The sequence below is a fragment of the Corynebacterium evansiae genome (assembly GCF_027570065.1).
GTDB classification, from domain to species: domain Bacteria; phylum Actinomycetota; class Actinomycetes; order Mycobacteriales; family Mycobacteriaceae; genus Corynebacterium; species Corynebacterium evansiae.
The window spans coordinates 31,311-45,812 of the sequence record NZ_JAKMUT010000008.1 but is presented as its reverse complement, the minus strand read 5'-3'; the positions used below and the strand labels follow the sequence as shown (position 1 = coordinate 45,812).

The 14,502-nt window shown below is 64.2% G+C and carries 13 protein-coding genes, 1 tRNA gene and 1 other RNA gene; 3 read left to right on the top strand and 12 right to left on the bottom strand.

The features are described 5' to 3' along the window. Nucleotides 1–161: 161 nt before the first annotated feature. The 9 genes from L8V00_RS08955 to L8V00_RS08915 form a co-directional block, all read right to left on the bottom strand. Nucleotides 162–854, bottom strand: a complete 693-nt coding sequence (locus L8V00_RS08955; protein WP_269944806.1) for a hypothetical protein — start codon at nucleotides 852–854, stop codon at nucleotides 162–164. A gap of 100 nt (nucleotides 855–954) precedes the next feature. Next, on the bottom strand, nucleotides 955–1,308 hold the full coding sequence (locus L8V00_RS08950; protein ID WP_239316887.1) for a DUF202 domain-containing protein: 354 nt from the start codon (nucleotides 1,306–1,308) through the stop codon (nucleotides 955–957). 36 nt (nucleotides 1,309–1,344) lie between these two features. Further along, nucleotides 1,345–1,779, bottom strand: a complete 435-nt coding sequence (locus L8V00_RS08945) for a YidH family protein (RefSeq protein ID WP_269944805.1) — start codon at nucleotides 1,777–1,779, stop codon at nucleotides 1,345–1,347. Then, the gene (locus tag L8V00_RS08940) at nucleotides 1,769–1,957 is read right to left on the bottom strand and encodes an SPOR domain-containing protein (RefSeq protein WP_035006188.1); all 189 of its coding nucleotides are present in this window, start codon (nucleotides 1,955–1,957) and stop codon (nucleotides 1,769–1,771) included. The genes L8V00_RS08945 and L8V00_RS08940 overlap by 11 nt, the downstream gene beginning before the upstream one ends. A 38-nt stretch (nucleotides 1,958–1,995) precedes the next feature. Then, complete coding sequence (locus tag L8V00_RS08935) at nucleotides 1,996–3,534, bottom strand: RNB domain-containing ribonuclease (protein ID WP_269944804.1); 1,539 nt, start codon at nucleotides 3,532–3,534, stop codon at nucleotides 1,996–1,998. A 75-nt stretch (nucleotides 3,535–3,609) separates the two neighbouring features. Beyond that, nucleotides 3,610–4,074, bottom strand: an RNA gene (gene rnpB, locus L8V00_RS08930) — RNase P RNA component class A. Nucleotides 4,075–4,087: 13 nt separating this feature from the next. Next, nucleotides 4,088–5,458, bottom strand: a complete 1,371-nt coding sequence (locus tag L8V00_RS08925) for a bifunctional RNase H/acid phosphatase (protein WP_269944803.1) — start codon at nucleotides 5,456–5,458, stop codon at nucleotides 4,088–4,090. A 36-nt stretch (nucleotides 5,459–5,494) separates the two neighbouring features. Continuing rightward, the gene (locus tag L8V00_RS08920; protein ID WP_269944802.1) at nucleotides 5,495–6,241 is read right to left on the bottom strand and encodes a CT398-like coiled coil hairpin domain-containing protein; all 747 of its coding nucleotides are present in this window, start codon (nucleotides 6,239–6,241) and stop codon (nucleotides 5,495–5,497) included. A 13-nt stretch (nucleotides 6,242–6,254) separates the two neighbouring features. After that, entirely contained in the window at nucleotides 6,255–7,397 is a 1,143-nt protein-coding gene (locus tag L8V00_RS08915) for a Nif3-like dinuclear metal center hexameric protein (protein ID WP_269944801.1), read from the bottom strand. Nucleotides 7,398–7,516: 119 nt separating this feature from the next. On the opposite strand from L8V00_RS08915, the gene L8V00_RS08910 reads away from it, so the two are divergent. Both L8V00_RS08910 and L8V00_RS08905 read left to right on the top strand, forming a co-directional pair. Then, nucleotides 7,517–8,233 (top strand): HAD hydrolase-like protein, encoded by a 717-nt coding sequence (locus tag L8V00_RS08910; protein WP_269944800.1) that lies wholly within the window; start codon nucleotides 7,517–7,519, stop codon nucleotides 8,231–8,233. Between the two features lie 77 nt (nucleotides 8,234–8,310). Beyond that, nucleotides 8,311–8,829, top strand: coding sequence for a low molecular weight protein-tyrosine-phosphatase (locus L8V00_RS08905; protein WP_269944799.1), 519 nt, complete (start codon nucleotides 8,311–8,313; stop codon nucleotides 8,827–8,829). A 687-nt stretch (nucleotides 8,830–9,516) separates the two neighbouring features. Here the strand turns inward: L8V00_RS08905 and L8V00_RS08900 are convergent. From L8V00_RS08900 to L8V00_RS08890, 3 genes are all read right to left on the bottom strand, one after another. Next, nucleotides 9,517–10,644, bottom strand: a complete 1,128-nt coding sequence (locus tag L8V00_RS08900; RefSeq protein WP_269944798.1) for an SURF1 family cytochrome oxidase biogenesis protein — start codon at nucleotides 10,642–10,644, stop codon at nucleotides 9,517–9,519. Between the two features lie 116 nt (nucleotides 10,645–10,760). Then, nucleotides 10,761–10,836 (bottom strand) — tRNA-Val (locus L8V00_RS08895). Nucleotides 10,837–10,997: 161 nt separating this feature from the next. Continuing rightward, entirely contained in the window at nucleotides 10,998–11,492 is a 495-nt protein-coding gene (locus L8V00_RS08890; RefSeq protein ID WP_239316897.1) for a DUF3052 domain-containing protein, read from the bottom strand. A gap of 247 nt (nucleotides 11,493–11,739) precedes the next feature. On the opposite strand from L8V00_RS08890, the gene aceE reads away from it, so the two are divergent. After that, nucleotides 11,740–14,496, top strand: a complete 2,757-nt coding sequence (gene aceE, locus L8V00_RS08885; RefSeq protein ID WP_269944797.1) for a pyruvate dehydrogenase (acetyl-transferring), homodimeric type — start codon at nucleotides 11,740–11,742, stop codon at nucleotides 14,494–14,496. Nucleotides 14,497–14,502: the final 6 nt, after the last annotated feature.

Below are 14,502 nucleotides of genomic sequence, written 5' to 3'. Positions count from 1 at the left end.
GCGGCTTTACAGTAAATACAATCACTGCCAATAACGTTTTACCACTTTAACGACATTTAGCGCGCCAGCCACCGCCAATCACCACGCCCACCGTCAGTCACCGTCAGCCACCACGCCCACGTCAGCCACCGCCAATTATCACGAGCCACCGTCAGCCACCACTAGCTTTGCTCAGAAATGTAGACCGAAAGCCGAACCGCCATGCCACCGCCAGGCGAGTTTTCCAAGTCCATCCCCTTCCTTTCTCGAATAGATTCTGGCCTCTCCCCAAAATGAAAATGGGGATTTAAACTAAACTCTTTTCCTCCCTTGACAGCATGAACACCGGAATCCACATAGCCGCCGCAGAAGATTGACTTCTCATACTCGTCATCCCCCTGATCCCTACATCCCACAAGGTCATACTGCATTAACTCTGGGTCACTAGACAAAGCGTCCAGAACCTCTCGATGGTACTTCTCCAAAAAAGTCTTTTTGGTGTGATCCACTCTCACGGTGTTTATTGGGGAATCTTCCGTCACCATTGGAACTGCCCTCCCGTTACCGTATTTATCCAGGGTGTAGATCCTGGAGGATATTTCACCCGGGAACAGCACTAATTTGAAGGACAACGGAACAGAAATCAGGTATATCGAAAAGGACAGAGCAAAGAAAACTGCCCACATACGGGATTTTCTGCCGGGATTCTTTTTTCTCCAAATCGATCTGGAAATCAAAATGATGATTGCCACCCAGGCCATAATGCCGGACAGAACTGTAAAGAGGATCAACCCGTGAAAGATGAGATCTAAAACATTAGCCCCTGGGGCAACATCAGAGACGTCAAAAGTCCGATAGAAAACATCTACGTCCACACGCTTTTTGCCCCTTTGTTACGCCTGCACATGGTGACCTGCCTTGAACTGCGCATTTGATCAACACTTAGGACAGTACAACAGTGCTGGGCGGTTGGGGTTAGATGGCGTCCAGAATAACGAAGATGGCGGCGACCAATCCGCAGATCAAGACTGCCGCAGTCACCGCGACGACCGAGCCGACGTTCGCGGTGAGGCGTTCGGCGCGCAGACCGGCGCTAAAGCGCAGGTAGCGGCGCCTTTGGGTCAGCAGAATGAGCGCCGCGAGCAGCACTAAAACTCCCGCGGCGGGCAGGACGATCACGCCGTAGCGGCCGATCCACCGGAACAGCATCGCGCTGACGACCAACAACGCCAGCAAGGTGCGTTGCCACGACAGGCTGGTGCGCTCCGGTTGAAGTCCCAGGTCAGAGTGCGGGCGCTCGGGCACCCCACGCGCACTCTGGCGTGGCACCTCCCGCGCAGCCCCACGCACCTCCCGGCGCGTCACTTACAGCTCCATCCCAAAGTCGCCGAAGACCACAAACCCCAGCACCACCGCGCAAGCCACCACGGCCACGCCCGCCAGAAAGGGCACGATCGCGGGCACGGGCAGAGCCTTCCCGGTCCGCATGGCACGCTCCACGCGCAGCCACCGCACCGCCGCCCCCAGGCCGATCAGCATGCCGACGATCAGCACCAGCACGGCCGCGGCACTCCACAGATGCTCGGGCACGTTCGGCGAGCGGAACGCCTCCAGCGCCACCCCGCCAGCCAGAAACGCCAGGCTAGTGCGGATCCACGCCAGGAAAGTACGCTCGTTCGCAAGGGTGAAGCGCGGGTCCGGCTCTTTCCCCTCCGGCAGCAGGGTGCGCGCCAGCCACGAGCGCTCGGCCGCGCTGCCCGCGCTGCCCGCGCGACCGTCCGCGGAGTCCTTAGTCGTCATCTTCCGCGTCGTACTCCTCGGCCTCCTTGGCCCGACGCTGCGCGGTCTCGATGGCAGCCTCGGCCTCCTCGCGCGAGTCGTATGGCCCCATGCGGCTATCCCACGCGCTGTCCTTGCCCTGGCTCACCTGGCCGGTCTTCGTGTCGTAGTACCACTTCTGCGCATCATTTTCGCTCATAGGCTCATGTGTACCACACGCACCGGACAGCCCCCTGCCTAATCGGCCGGCCAGGCGAAACGTACCTCTCGCGCTGCGGGTTCGGCTTCAATCAGGGTTACTTTAATTGTTGACGCCTCGTCTGGGCCGCCCACACAAGTCGTCAAGATGGGCGGCTCCTCGACTAGGATCTTCGCCTTGTCTCCGCCGTCGCTGTTGAGCACCGTCGCATTGAAATTCTGGCCCACCCACGGTTGCAGGACGACCGCCTCGGTGAGTTTCATGCAGGCGCGGTCGACGGCGCTGGCCGTCTGGCTACTGGATTTCATGGTGCCGAGAACCTGGTCGACGTTGGCGGTCACCCACTCCGGTATGGGTTGCGCGCTGGCGATTGCCAGGCAGATTTCCGTGGCGAAGCGGTCCACCAGTCGGCGCAGGGGCGCGGTGACGTGCGCGTAGTGGCCGCCGATGCCGGCGTGGATGCTGGGCTCTACGGCAGCAACCTCGCCCGCGCCGCCTGCGCCAGCGGGTTCAGGCTCGGCAGCCTCGGCACCCCCGCCAGCCAGGCCGAACTGCTGATACCCCGCCCCGCGCAGAAGACTCTGCGCGTCGCGCATGAGTGCCATGCCACGCGGCGTGGAGGCGTCAATATCAGCGAGCAATTCCCCGATCGGGCGGCCGGAGCGATCGAACCCCAAGGCGTGCGCGGAGTGGTCGAAGGCGGCGATCTCCTTGTCCCCGGCGGGTGGCAGGGTGCGCAGGATGCCCACGCCCGCGCGCACCATCATCTCGCCGGCGCACATGCCCGCCAGTAGGGACAGCTCGGAGTTGAAGTCGTTCATCTCCTGGCGCTCGTCGATGCCCAGCAGGTAGCGCTCGGTGCCATCCTCGGACTGGGTGCGCTCCACAGAGATCGAAGGCAAACGCAGGTTGATAGCCTTACGCCGCAGGTCAGAGCGCTGGCGCGCCCTGCCAACCTCCGGCAGCTGGGCGATGGCAGGGTGCAGGGTTCCGCCGTGCATGTCCGCCTCCACCTCGGTGTAGTCGAAGCGCTTCACGGAGCGGATCAGCGCGCGGTACACGGTGAAATCCGCGACCTCACCGTCGGCGCGCAGCAGAATATCCCACACCACGGCGGGGCGGGTCTGGTCGGGCAGCAGCGAGGCACTGCCCTCCGAGAGCTCCGCCGGGTGCAGGCGGGTCGGCTCGTCCGGCAGGTACATCGTCTGGCCGCGTTGCAGGGATTCCGCCATCAGCGGCCCGGCCGGATCCACGAAAGCGCCAACGTCCGCGATGGCGTACAGCACGCGCCACCGGGCGGCGCCTTCGCCAGCTCCGTCAGTCGCATCGCCAGCATCGTCCGCACCTGCGCCAGCACCACCGCCCGGCGCGTCCTGGATGTTCACCGCCTGATCCAGGTCCATCGAACCCGCCGGGTCGATCGTCACGAACGGAATATCCCGCAGGTCGCGGCGCTCGTCGGCATGTCGGTCGCTGGATTGCAAAGCGTCGGCGTGGACGTCCTCCGGGAAGCGTTCCGGCAGTTGGAACTCCTCGGCGATGGCGCGGAAGTTCAGCTCGGCGGCGAAAAGTTTCATGCCTTCAAGAGTGGCACAACCGCCCCGCCCCGGCCACGTATCTAGCCACGCCGGAAACCCCCAGAAAAAATTTTTGCGCCGAGACGACCTATGAGCCGGATTCTGTCCTATCCCTCGCCCACTCCGCAGCACCGCGAAGGCACGCGAAGAAGGCGTGGGACGAGGCGATCATCCATCTGAGCCCACCATTGCTGGTGGCTTCAAGCGGCCTACCTGCTCATCGTTGGGCGGGCAGCCCTAGAGCTACGCCGCACGCTTGTGCACCATCTGGGATGGCGCGCGTGCGGGCACCTTGACCTTGCTCCCGGTGGGGTTTACCTAGCCACCCCAGTCGCCTGGGGTGCTGGTGCGCTCTTACCGCACCTTTTCACCCTTACCCGCGCGTGGCGGGCGGTTTGTTTTCTGTGGCACTGTTCCCGCGGGTCGCCCCGGGTTGCTGTTAGCAACCACCGTTGCCCTGTGGAGTCCGGACTTTCCTCCGCGCCCGGCCTGCCCCGTGTGCAGGGTGGTTCCGCGCGCCGCGATCGCCCGGCCGTCTCGACAAGGTTTAACTCTAGCGCACGGTTTCTCCATCGAGGAAGTGCGTATCGTTGACCCTTCGCACCACGGCGCTGTCCTTGTTGCTGCCCTTATTATTGACGCCCACTTCTCCCCCGGAACCATTCGAGCCATCCGGGAAGATTTCGATGACGCTCAAGCCTGCCAGGTCCAGGTGCAGCGTGCGGTACAGTGCACCGCTTGCGCAGAAGGCGTGGCGCAGGATGGATTTGATGGGCGTGACGTGGCTGACCAGCACGACGTCCTCGCCTGGGTGGTTGCGAGCCACGTCGCGGAGGAAGGGGCGCACGCGCGCGAGCACGTCATCGGGGCTTTCGCCTCCGCTGGGGGCGGCGGCGCTGTCCCAGAAGCAGGCGTCATGCTCGAGGGGGAATTCGTCCATGACCTCGGCGAAGGTGCGGCCTTCCCAGTCTCCGAAGTTCATCTCGATCAGAGCTTCGGTCACGTGAACGCGCGGCTTGGCGGCGCCAGGGCCACCGGCGCTGCTGGAACCGCCGACCGCTGCGGCCTCCGCGAGTGCCTCGGCCACGGCCTCCGCGGTCTGGCGGGTGCGCTTCAGTGGGGAGCTGTAGATCGCCACCGGGCCAGCGCTGCTTCCCGCACTAGCGTTGCCACCAGCACCGCCAGACAACTGACCGGCCACGTAGGCGGCGGCCCGGCGAGCCTGCTCACGCCCGTGGGAGGTCAGCTCCGGGTCGGAGAGCCCAGAGAACTGCTTCTGCACGCTCATCTCCGTCTGCCCGTGCCGCAGCACCCACAGTCGGGTCGGCTTCCCGCCGGGGTGCCATTCCGGCGCGCTCGCGGCATCGGTCACAGCCTCCGCCCCCGTGCTCTCATTGCCCGCAGCACCCGAAGCCCCTGCAGGCGCCGGCGCGGCATCCCCGCCGGCCTCGGCTGAACTGGCGGCGGGTTGGAACGAGAGGGCGTCATCAAACCAGCGACCCCCAATCCCATCATCCATAGCGCGATTGGCCAGCTCGTCGGCGCGCTTATTCTGCGCGCGCGGCACCCAGTTGTAGGTGACGGCGGCGAGGGTCGCCTCGAGCTCCTTGACCCGCGCGGCCAGGGGCTTCATGTCAGGGTGCTTGATCTTCCAGCGGCCGCTCATCTGCTCGACGACGAGTTTGGAATCCATGCGTACCTGGATCTCCAGGTCCGCGGCGGCAACCCCGCGGATTTTCGCCACCTCAATGGCCAGTTCCAGAGCATTGATGAGCCCCTGGTACTCCGCCACATTATTCGTGGCCTTGGCGATGAACTCCCAGCGTGCGGCTACTTCCTGGTCACCCTCCAGGACCGAACTGCCGCAGCCGGCGATGCCCGGGTTACCGCGGGATCCTCCGTCGCATTCCACGTCTAAGCGCATCACTCATCACCCTCGTCTTGTCGTCTTCAGGCCACTCTATCGCAGCAGCAGGACATTACATTCAGGGCATCGCGGCACTTCCCCGCTGCCGTCTGCGGCCAGCTCGTCGATCTCCCTCAAGGACAGTGGATCCAGCTCCATGAAGCACGCCTGGCACGTCCGCCCCTTCAACGGCGCGGCACCCACCCCGTGCTCGGCGAGCTGCTGGTCGTAGGCGTTCAGCAGCTCCGCGTTCGTGTCTTCCAGTGCCGTCCGGCGCTGGGTCAGCCGGGCCTTGATGGCGGAAATGTCGGCCTCCAGGGCGTTGGTCGCGCGGTCCAGGTTGGTCTGTGCTGCGGCGATGTCCTCGTCGATCTGCGCATGCGTCTGGTCGTCGGCTTCGTCGGCGGCGGAGTTGGCCCCGCTGAACATCGACTGCACCTTCACGGAGCGTTCCAGCCGCCCCTCCAGGTCCTTCAGCCGGTCGCGGGTGCTGCGCAGGTCGTGCTTCAGGTCGCGCCGACGCTCCGGGTCGGTCTGCGAGTTCAGCCCCGCCACGTTCGCCCGCTCGCGCTCCTTGAGCTTCGCCACGTCCTGGCGCAGGCGCATCAGGGTCGCCTGGTCGCTTCTGACCTGCGCGTTGTTCAGCACTTGCTGGCGGCGTTCCTCGCGCTTCTGAGCCTGCAGCTCCTCCAGCTTCGCCTGCTCCGGCAGCGAGTCCAGCCGCGCCTGCACGATGCCCAGCTCCTCCTGGTCGCGCGCTAGGTCTGCCAGGTTCTTTCGGTCGTCGGTCGTCCAGCGCATCGCAGTTGTCCTCCTACTTTTCGTGCACGGTCCACGGATCGGTGCGCACGTCGATCACTGTGGTCTGTGCCTTCGTTGCCTTCTTAATGACGCCTTCCGCCTGGAAACACCACGGAAACTCACTGGCCCAGTGGGCGGTATCGATCACCGGGCACCCGCCCATGCGCAGGTGCTCATCCACCGGGTGATGGCGCAGATCTGAGGTAACGAAGCAGTCCACGTCCATTTTTGCGACCTGGCCGAGGAAGCTATCGCCGGCGCCGCTGGCGACGGCGACGGTGCGGATCATGGCATCCGGGTCCCCGGCTGCGCGCACGCCCCATTCGGTGGCGGGCAGGCGCTCGGCCACACGGGCGGTGAACTCCCGCAGAGTCATCGGGGTATCCAGCTCGCCGACGCGCCCGATGCCCAGCTGCTGGTCGGCGGGCGTGGGCAGGGAGGTTTCCACGCAGTCGTAGGCCGGCTCCTCATAAGGATGGGCCTTGATGAGGGCTGAACGGATGGCTTCCCGCTTCGCGGCGGGGGCTACGAACTCGATACGGACTTCCTCGACCGTCTCGACCTCCCCGACCGCGCCGAGGTGCGGATTCGCACCCTCCGTGGGCAGGAACTGGCCGGTGACGGAGAACTCGAAGCAGGCCTGCTCATAGTCGCCCTGTGCGCCACCGCCAGCGGAGAAGATGGCGGATTTCACCGTGGGGGCGTCATTAAGAGGAACGGTGAAGCCCCACTTGTCGGTGCCGGAAGGAATCGGACGCAGAGGTGCACCCGGGGTGACGCCGAGGAGTTCAGCTAGGCGATCGTTCACGCCGGGGCGGGCGGAATCCGCGTTCGTGTGCGCGGCGAATAGGGCGATGCCATTGCGGATCAGCTTGTGGACGATGCGGCCCTTCGGGGAGTTGGCGGGCACGCCGGTGACGCCGCGGAGCAGCAGCGGGTGGTGGACCACGAGCATCTGCGCACCCTGGGCGATGGCGGCATCCACGACGGTGTCGGTGCAGTCCAGGGCGAAGGCGACCTTGTCCGCGGGCTCGGCGGGGTCGCCACAGATCAGGCCGACCGCGTCCCAGGATTCCGCGAGGTGGGGCGGGTAGGCGGCCTCCAGGGCGGCGACGACGTCGGCGACGGTGGTTTGGTTCTTAGATGGCTCGGGCACGGATTCTCCTGGGGTACTGCTTGCTGCTTGCTTTGCGGCTGGCTCGGCTGCCAGCCCAGCTGCTCGCTCGGCTGGCTGCATGCTCCACCCAGCCTAGCCAGATCTGACACACTGGAGGAGTGCGAGATTTACCAATTCTGCTTGTAGACGTAGACGGAACGCTGATGGATAGCTACCCCGGCATCCGCGCCAGCTTTGTAAACGCCCTGGAGGCACACGGGGTGCCGGTGCCTCCCGAGGAGCGCGTGCGCGAGATCCCCGGCCCGCCGATGGTGGAGACCCTGCGGGACATTGGCCTGGAAGGCGAGCTGCTGCAGAAGGTCTTCGACACGTACCTTTCGGACCAGGAAAACGGCCGATGGAGGGAAGCCACCCCGTTCCCTGGCATGCGCGACCTGCTGGAGAAGTGGTCGAGCGAGGGCATTATTCTTTCCACGGCGACGTCGAAGTCCGAGGTGTCGGCGGAGCGGATCCTGCGCGAACACGACATGCTGAAGTACTTCACGGTACTCGGCGCGGCCCAGGAGGATGGCACCCGCCGATCCAAGGCCGCCGTGATTGAGTATGCACTGGAGCAGCTGAAAGAGGCTCCCGAGGTGCGGGAATACCTGGCTCACATGAGCGCCGAGGAAGGCCTGCAGGCCCTCGACCCGACGAAGATGTTGCTGATCGGCGACCGCATCCACGACGTGGAGGGCGCCGCACAGTCCGGCATCCCCACGGTGCTGGTTGGCTGGGGCTACGGTTCCGAGGAAGAGCACGCCAAGGCCGCCTACAGCGTGGACACGCTCGAGGAGCTGGACGCACTGGTGCAGCGCTGGGCAAACGAGGGCTAGCCGGGCTGCGCTGCCAGCGCTGCACCAGCGCAATGCAGTCCCGAACCGCAAGTCCTTGAATAACTGAAAGGAACTCAATGCACATCACTGTCGTATGCACGGGCAACATCTGCCGCTCCCCGATGGGCGAGGTGATTCTGCGCGCCGGCCTCGAGGAAGCCGGCATCGCCACCAGCCACTCGCCCGCCACCGATGCTGCCGACGCGCCCGCTTCCGCCGACGCACCCGTGACCCTGAACTCCTGCGGACTCGGCGGCTGGCACATCGGCGACGGCGCTGATGGTCGGGCGGTGGATGAGTTGGCGTCATTGGGCTACGACGGCACGGCGCACCGCGCGGCACAGCTTGGACCTGCGCATTTGGGCGCCGACCTCTTCCTGGCCATGGACGACGGGCATGTGCGCGGGTTGCGCAGCACGGGTGTTGCCCCGGAGCGCATTCGGTTGTTCCGTAGCTTTGACGCCAATTCCCCCGCCGGTGCCGAAGTCGCCGACCCATACTATGGCCACCGCTCGGACTTTACCGAGGTCGGGCAGCAGATTGAGGCCGCCGTACCGGGCATTGTGGAGTACGTGCGGGAGCAGCTGGGGCGTTAGTCCCGCGGACGCGGGCGCCGGGATAGCTGGGGCCGGAGGCCTTTCCGCCGCTTACTGCTCGGCAGAGTTGCAGAACAGCGTCTGCGCAGACCTCAAAACGCCACCGCTGGCACCTAAATGTCGGAAAAGTTGCACAACATCGGGCCCGCAAGGCCTCCAGACGCCACCGCTGGCACCTAAATGTCGGAAAAGTTGCAAAACGTTATTGCAGGCAATTTTCACTAACGCATACCTGCAGGTCAGAGCATTTTGTTTGCGCGCCGACCGATTGCTGATTTTCCGTTTTGCGACTTTTCCGACATTTAGCCCTTCCCGCCCCACCGATTGCCGCCGGGGTCGGGCATTCTCAACCGCTCCACATAGTCAAATGCCAACGGACCGACCCCTCAGAGCTGCTTCAAACAGCCAAATGTCGCCGGGGCGGGCATATTCAGCCACGTTAGATGGGCAAATGTCGCTAGAACGAGAAAACGTTGATGCCAACTATTTTCATCAACACAAACCCGCAGGTCAGAGAGTTTTGAAAAATCTTGGTTCTCCGTCGGCGTTGACGTATTCCCGATCTAACGACATTCGCGGACGGCAGCCCTCTCGCATTCCCGATCTAACGACATTCCTCAGTCCGGGAGACAAACATTCCGCGAGCCGGCCCAACATCCCTCCGGCCGGGGCGGCAGTTTGAGGGGACTAGAAGCGCTCCCTGCCGCGCTTTTCCGCGCGGCGTTCCTCGAAGCGGGAGCGGGTGCCTCCATAGCGGTCGGTGAGGTCGGAACGCTTCCGAGACTTCGGCTTCTCGGCGCCACTGGGCTCTGACTTTTTGGAGTCGGCCGGCTTGGGTTTAGCAGCAACGTCGCCTGCAGCTTCAGCGACACCGGAACGCGCGCCAGCAGCTGAACCGTCACCACCATCACCAGCACCAACACCGCCAGCACCATCACCGGCACCGTCGGTGATCTGGGCGTTTAGGCGAGCGACCTCGGCGCTTTCCTCGCGCTCACGCCGGCGCTCGCGCATCTCCGCATACACAAACCAACCCAAGCCCACCGGCGCCAGAATGCCGAACGCAATCCACTGAATTCCATAGGACAAGTTCGTGCCGCCATCCAAGTGCGGCAAAGGCAGCGCCTGCAGGTCCGGCGCATCGCCATTCTCACCACTGCCGGCATCACCGCCAGCACCGCCGCCGGCCATGCCGTTCAGGCGGTCGACGCTCTCCGAATCTAGCTGCACATAATCCGCCGCCAGATCCTCGTCCGTCGCCTCGGAAATCTGCTTCGTCGACATGCCCGTGACCTGCGTAAATCCCTGAGATTCCGTCGGCTCCGCATCCGGCACACCCTCGCTCATGCGGATGAACCCGGTCACCTTCACCTCACCATTCGGCGCAGATTTCAGCCGAGGCGCAGCCCCGTCCCCCTCCACGGCGACCCACCCGCGATGCACCAACACGGTCTGCCCACCGTCGAGCCGAAAGGGCGTCAACGATTGATAAGAGTGGGCCGATTCCACCGGGCGGTTGCGCAGCAGCACCTCTTTGTCCGGCAGGAATTGGCCCTGTAGTGCGACTCTGGTCCATTCTTTTTCGACGCCCACTGATTCCCCGTCGCCTGGGATCACATCGGTGATCGGGGCGGGGTCGGTTTGCAGGGATTGTTCGAGGCGCTGGTTGAAGGCGTTTTTGTCCTTGTTCTTCCCCAGCTGCCAGGGGGCTAGGAAGCTGAATGCGGCGTAGGTGAAGGCGAGGACCAGGATGGCGGTGATGACCCATCCGGGTGTGAGGAAGTTTCGCCAGCCGCTGCGCTTCGAGGATGCCATGTGCTCCATTATTGCCACGACCAGCGGGGGCGGCCAAATAGGCGGAGCAGGAGCGGGCGGAGCGGGAAACGAAATCAGCCCCGCGGCCGAAGTGGCCACGAGGCTGAGAAAAATTTTGGTGCGCCCTGACGGGTTCGAACCGCCGACCTGCTGGGTGTAAACCAGCTGCTCTTCCAGCTGAGCTAAAGGCGCGTGCTGTTTGAAGCGTTAATGACTCTAGCACGCCCACCCGCAAAACAACGAAACCGCAGGTGGCGCGGGGCGCGCGGCAAGCAGCCAGGCGCGAGCAGTGCTAGGAGTGCGGCAAGCGGCAACGCGGCGCCAGCAGCGCCGCGCCGGCCGCGCGAGCGCCGCTAGCGCTTGGTGCCGGAGGAAACCAGGCAGGCGCCCTGCCAGTCGCCCAGGCGCTCCGACTTGGTCTGCACCAGGCCCGCCAGCTGGGCGGACTCGGCGATCACGCCCGGCTCCACGCGGCCGGCGTCCAGCTTCGCGGGGGTCAGCAGCCAGATGCGGCCGTCCTCCCCCAGGCTGCGGGTCGCATCGACGAGGCCGTCGACCAAGTCGCCGTCCTCGTCTCGCCACCACAGGAGTACGACGTCAACCACTTCGTCAGTGTCGATATCCAACAGGGCATCGCCGATAGCGTCTTCCAGGGCTTCGCTGATGCTGTCGTCGCAGTCTTCGTCCCAACCGATCTCCTGGATCAGGCTGTCGGATTCGACATTGAGCAGGTCCGCCCAATCGTGTCCATTCTGAGACTGCGCACGCTGTGCGCCCTTCGCGCCATTGCCTTGTGCACCGCCAGCGGAGCCTGCAGAGCCCGAAGCCGTACCGGGGGCCATTGCCACTGTTATTTCGTACCTTTCTAAGAAAACCAGCCCGTCGCCTAACCGCCAGCACGTAGTGGCCGTATCACAACCGCTACACGCCCCTGCGGTTATCGCAGCTGGTGTGGTTAAAAATCTTCATTTTTGAACCTAACATAGTCAGGCTTCCAACGGAGGTTTTATAACGCGACTTTGACGTACTGTGGAAACCACAAGGGGCCTAGACCACAGGCGCCCCACAACCCGCGGATCTTAGGAGGACGAACCAATGTCCACTTCGGCAGAAGAGAACAACAGCGCATACGATGCCAGCAACTTTGCTTTGATCCGAGACGGAGTGGCCTCCTACCTGGCCGATTCCGACCCGGAGGAAACCCAGGAGTGGATGGATTCCCTCGACGGGCTGCTGGAATCCGCCGGCCCGGACCGCGGCCGCTACCTGATGCTGCGCCTGCTGGAACGCGCCACCGCCAAGCGCGTCCCCCTTCCGCCCCTGCTGTCCACCGACTACGTCAACACCATCCCCACCACCCAGGAGCCCGACTTCCCGGGCGACGAGGAGATCGAGAAGCGCTACCGCCGCTGGATCCGCTGGAACGCGGCCATCATGGTCCACCGCGCCCAGCGCCCAGGTATCGGGGTGGGCGGCCACATCTCCACCTACGCCTCCGCGGCCCCGCTCTACGAGGTCGGCCTGAACCACTTCTTCCGCGGCAAGGATCACCCAGGCGGCGGCGACCAGATCTTCTTCCAGGGCCACGCCTCCCCCGGCATGTACGCCCGCGCTTTCCTGGAAGGCCGCCTTTCCGAAGAAGACCTGGATGCCTTCCGCCAGGAGGCCTCCAAGCCGGACCACGGTCTGCCTTCTTACCCGCACCCGCACGGCATGCCGGAGTTCTGGGAGTTCCCGACTGTTTCCATGGGCTTGGGCCCCATGGATGCCATCTACCAGGCGCGCTTCAACCGCTACCTGCACGACCGTGGCATCAAGGACACTTCCCAGCAGCACGTCTGGGCGTTCCTCGGCGATGGCGAGATGGACGAGCCGGAATCTCGTGGCCTGATCCAAACCGCCGCGCTGAACAACCTGGATAACCTGACCTTCGTTATCAACTGCAACCTGCAGCGCCTGGACGGCCCGGTGCGTGGTAACACGAAGATCATCCAGGAGCTGGAGAGCTTCTTCCGCGGCGCCGGCTGGAACGTCATCAAGGTCGTCTGGGGTCGCGAGTGGGACGAGCTGTTCGCCCGCGACGAAGAAGGCGCCCTGGTCCACGCGATGAACACCACCCCGGACGGCGACTTCCAGACGTTCAAGGCCAACGACGGTGCTTACGTCCGCGAGTACTTCTTCAACAAGGATCCGCGCACCGCCAAGCTGGTGGAAGACATGACGGATGAGGAGATCTGGCACCTGCGCCGCGGCGGCCACGACTACCGCAAGATCTACGCCGCCTACAAGCGTGCCCTGGAGACCAAGGATCAGCCGACTGTCATCCTGGCCCACACTATTAAGGGCTACGGCTTGGGCCACAACTTCGAGGGCCGCAACGCGACCCACCAGATGAAGAAGCTCGCCCTAGAGGATCTGAAGATCCTGCGCGATAAGCAGGACATCCCATTCTCCGACGAGGAGCTGGAGAAGGACCCGTACCTGCCGCCATACTTCCACCCCGGCGAGGATGCGGAAGAAATCCAGTACATGCTGAACCGCCGCAAGGAGCTCGGCGGCTTCCTGCCGGAGCGCCGCGAGAAGTTCACGCCGCTGAAGATGCCCGATCTTTCCATCGCGAAGCTGGCCCGCAAGGGCTCCGGCAAGCAGGAGGTCGCCACCACGATGGCGCTGGTCCGCGTCTTCAAGGACCTCATGCGCGACGACGAGCTGAAGAAGCGCATCGTGCCGATCGTCCCGGATGAGGCGCGTACTTTCGGCATGGATTCCTGGTTCCCGACGCTGAAGATCTACAACCCGCACGGCCAGAACTACACGCCGGTAGACCACGACCTGATGCTCTCCTACCGGGAGGCCACCGACGGCCACATTCTGCACGAGGGCATCTCGGAGGCCGGCTCTATGGCTTCCTTCATCGCCGCTGGCACCAGCTACGCCACCCACGGCGAGGTCATGATCCCGCTGTACATCTTCTACTCGATGTTCGGCTTCCAGCGCGTGGGCGACGAGATCTGGGCAGCCGCAGACCAGATGTCTCGCGGATTCCTGATCGGAGCCACCGCGGGCCGTACCACGCTGACAGGCGAGGGCTTGCAGCACATGGACGGCAACTCCCCCGTGTTGGCGTCCACAAACCCTGCCGTGGTGACGTACGACCCGGCGTTTGCCTACGAGATCGCCCACATCGTGCACCGTGGCATCGAGCGCATGTACGGCGAGAACAGCAACGATGGTCGCGGCGAGGACGTGATCTACTACCTCACCGCATACAACGAGCCGATCCACCAGCCGGCGGAGCCGAAGAACCTCGATGTGGAGGGGCTGCACAAGGGTATTTACCTTTATGACGCCGCCTCGGACTCAGCGGAGTTGCAGGCCAATATTCTGGCCTCTGGCGTGGCCATGACGGCAGCGTTGAAGGCGAAGGAGCTGCTGAAGGAGTTCGACGTAGACGCGAACGTGTTCTCTGTGACCAGCTGGAACGAGCTGGCCCGCGATGGTCAGGCCGTGGAGCTGGAGCAGCTGCGCGACCCAGCGGCGGAGCCCCGCACGGCGTTTATCACTCAGCAGCTGGAGGCAGCGGAGGGCCCGTTCGTGGCGGTGAGCGACTACGCCACCACCGTGGCCGAGCAGGTGCGCAAGTGGGTGCCGGGCGAGTACGTGGTGCTGGGTGCCGATGGCTTCGGCTTTGCGGATACTCGCCAGGCAGCGCGCCGGTACTTCAACGTGGATGCGGAGTCCATCGTGGTGGGCGTGCTGCTGGGACTGGCGCGCGAGGGCAAGATCGAGCGTTCCGTGGCGGCGGAGGCGGCCAAGCGTTTCCAGATCGACGACCCGACGGCGACGAACTAGCGGCAA